Here is a 3371-nt window from a genome sequence, read left to right as displayed (position 1 = left end):
CGCCCAGCCCACCCTGAAGCCTCCGCCGCCGCGCGGGCCAAGCCATGTTTACGTAACCACGCTCCCCCGCATAACGTACGAAAGGGAACACCATGGCCATATCCCGGCGTCAGGCCCTGCTGATGGGCGCCGCTCTGTCGGTGTCGCTGACCGCGGGCGCCTGCGGCTCCTCCGACGAGGGCACCCCGGGTGCGGAGCCCCTGTCCGACGCCGACCTGCGGGCCGCGCTGAAGAAGGGCGGCAGCATCACGGTTTGGTCCTGGGACGAGCCGATGAAGCCGGTCGTTGCGGACTTCATGGCCAAGTACCCCAAAGTGAAGGTCGACTTGGTCAACGCGGGCACGAACACCGACGCGTACACCGCGCTGCAGAACGCCATCAAGGCGGGCAAGGGCGTCCCGGACATTGCCATGATCGAGTACTACGCGTTGCCGCAGTTCGCCCTCGCCAAGTCCCTCGTGGATCTGCGGGAGTTGGGCGCCGACAAGCTGAAGAGCGCCTTCACCCCCGGCCCATGGAACGCGGTGCGCGCCGGGACCGACGGCGTGTACGGGCTGCCGATGGACTCGGGTCCGATGGCCCTCTTCTACAACAAGGAGGTCTTCGACAAGCACGGGATCAAGGTGCCGAAGACCTGGGAGGAGTACTTCGCCGCGGCCGAGAAGCTGCACGCCGCCGACCCGAAGGCGTACATCACCAACGACACGGGCGACGCGGGCTTCACCACGAGCATGATCTGGCAGGCAGGCGGCAAGCCCTACTCCGTCGACGGCACCCGGGTCGGCGTGGACTTCGCGGACGCGGGCAGCAAGAAGTTCGCCGAGTCCTGGCAGCGGCTCATCGACGACAAGCTCCTCGCATCGGTCACGTCGTGGAGCGACGAGTGGTACAAGGGCCTCGGCGACGGCAGCATCGCCACGCTGGTGATCGGCGCATGGATGCCCGCCAGCCTCCAGTCCGGCGTCAAGGCCGCAGCGGGCAAGTGGCGCGTGGCGCCCATGCCGCAGTGGGAGAGCGGGGCGGGCAAGTCCGCCGAGAACGGCGGCAGTTCACTCGTCCTGACACAGGCGGGCGCCGAGAAGACCCTCGCGTACGCGTTCCTGAAGTACGCCACCGTCGGTGCGGGCGTACAGACGCGCATCGACGAAGGGACGTTCCCCGCCACCACCGAGCACCTCGACTCCCCCGTCTTCCGGGACAAGAAGGTGGCGTACTTCGGCGGCCAGCGGATCAACCAGGTCCTCGCCGAGTCCGCGCAGCAGGTCGTCCCCGGCTGGTCCTACCTGCCCTACCAGGTCTACGCGAACAGCGTCTTCAACGACACGGTCGGCAAGGCGTACGTCGGCGGCGCCAGCCTGCGGCAGGGGCTGAAGTCCTGGCAGGACGCATCGGTCAAGTACGGCAAGGAACAGGGCTTCACCGTCCAGTAGCCCCACATCACGCCCAACCGAGGAAACACCATGGCAACTGTGCAATCCGCGGCCGCGGGCCCCCCTCCCGCGCGCACGTCGCGACGCTCCTGGACCGGATGGGGGTTCATCGGACCGTTCGCCCTCGTCTTCGCCCTCGTCTTCCTCGCCCCCATCGCGTACTCGGTCTATCTGAGCCTCTTCCAGGACCGGCTGATCGGCGGCACCACGTTCGTCGGGCTCGACAATTACCAACGGGCTTTGCAGGACAGGGAGTTCTGGGATGGGGTCGGGCGGGTCGGAATGTTCCTCGCCGTGCAGGTGCCGATCATGCTGGGTATCGCGCTGGTGGTGGCGCTCGCGCTGGACAGCGGCCGACTGTACGGAAAGAGCTTCTTCCGGATCGCCGTCTTCCTGCCGTACGCCGTGCCCGCGGTGGTCGCCGCGCTGATGTGGGGCTTCCTCTACGGGACCCGGTTCGGCCTGGTCGGGGATCTCAACGACGCGCTGAACACCACCCTGCCCGACCCGCTCTCGCCCGGCCTCGTCCTCGCCTCCATCGGCAACATCGTCACCTGGGAGTTCGCGGGCTACAACATGCTCATCTTCTACTCCGCGCTGCGGGTGATCCCCACCTCCCTCTACGAGGCGGCGGAGATCGACGGCGCCGGGCAGCTCCGCGTCATCACCGCCATCAAACTCCCGGCGATCCGGGGCGCGTTGGCCATCGCCACGATCTTCTCGATCATCGGCAGCTTCCAGCTCTTCAACGAGCCGAGCATCCTGCAGAACCTGGCGCCGAACGCCATCACCACCTCGTACACGCCGAACCTCTACACGTACTCGCTGTCGTTCAACGGGCAGCAGCAGAACTACGCCGCGACCGTCGCCATCGTCATGGGCCTGATCACCATGGTGGTCGCCTACGTCGTCCAGCTACGCGGCATGCGAAAGGCAGCGTGACCCATGGGCAGCCCCACCACCGTCACCTCCGAGGCCGCGCCCGTCCCCCCTCGGCGCCGCGCGCCTTCGGCCCCCCGGCTGCGCGCCGATCCGCGTGCCCGGCGCAGGCACAGCGTCGCCCGGCCCCGCCGCAGTGTCCTGCTGACCGCGCTCACCGGCCTCGTGGTGGTGTACTCGCTGCTGCCGCTGGCGTGGCTCGTGATCGGTGCCACCAAGTCGCAGAAGGGCCTGGCCTCGTCGTTCGGGCTGTGGTTCGGCGGCGACTTCGCACTGTGGGACAACATCACCGAGACGTTCACCTACGACGACGGCGTCTTCACCCGCTGGCTCCTGAACACGCTGCTGTACGTGGTCCTCGGCGCGGGCGGTGCCACGGTGCTCGCGGTGCTCGGCGGGTACGCCCTCGCCAAGTTCGCCTTTCCCGGCAAGCGCGCGGTGTTCGCCGTCGTCATCGGCGCGGTCGCGGTGCCGGGCACCGCCCTCGCGATCCCCACGTTCCTGATGTTCAGCGAGATGGGCCTGACCAACACCCCGTGGGCGGTCATCATCCCGTCCCTGATCTCGCCGTTCGGGCTCTATCTGATGTGGGTCTTCGCCACCGAGGCCATCCCCACCGAGCTGATGGAGGCCGCCCGCATGGACGGCGCCGGTGAGCTGCGCATCTTCTTCAAGGTCTGCCTGCCGCAGCTGGCGCCCGGCACGGTGACGGTCCTGCTCTTCACCATGGTGCACACCTGGAACAACTACTTCCTGCCGCTGATCATGATCAAGGACCCGGACTGGTATCCGCTGCCCCTCGGGCTCAACTCCTGGAACGCGCAGGCGGCGACGGCCGGCGGCCGGCCCGTCTTCCATCTGGTGATCACCGGTTCGCTGATCACGATCCTGCCGCTCATCGCCGCGTTCCTGCTGCTCCAGAGGTACTGGCAGTCGGGTCTCGCGGCGGGCAGCGTCAAGGAGTAGCCCTCCCCCTCCCCCTCCCCTCTCTTATCTACATCT

General features: G+C 67.7%; 3 protein-coding genes. All 3 read left to right on the top strand.

All coding sequences use genetic code 11. The features are described 5' to 3' along the window. Positions 1-92: 92 nt before the first annotated feature. Genes AOK03_RS34470 through AOK03_RS34460 form a run of 3 tightly spaced genes read left to right on the top strand, consistent with a single transcriptional unit; the run spans position 93 to position 3335 of the window. Complete coding sequence (locus AOK03_RS34470; RefSeq protein WP_055569322.1) at positions 93-1430, top strand: ABC transporter substrate-binding protein; 1338 nt, start codon at positions 93-95, stop codon at positions 1428-1430. 30 nt (positions 1431-1460) lie between these two features. Further along, positions 1461-2372: a carbohydrate ABC transporter permease gene (locus AOK03_RS34465; RefSeq protein WP_055569321.1), complete on the top strand. Its 912-nt coding sequence runs from the start codon at positions 1461-1463 to the stop codon at positions 2370-2372. Between the two features lie 3 nt (positions 2373-2375). Continuing rightward, a complete protein-coding gene (locus AOK03_RS34460; protein ID WP_055569320.1) occupies positions 2376-3335 on the top strand; it encodes a carbohydrate ABC transporter permease in 960 nt (319 codons plus the stop codon). The last annotated feature ends 36 nt before the right edge of the window (positions 3336-3371 follow it).

Origin of the sequence: Streptomyces atriruber, assembly GCF_001418325.1 — a bacterium.
GTDB lineage: Bacteria > Actinomycetota > Actinomycetes > Streptomycetales > Streptomycetaceae > Streptomyces > Streptomyces atriruber.
The sequence above is the reverse complement of the archived record's forward strand: the minus strand, read 5'-3'. Positions and strand labels throughout refer to the sequence as shown.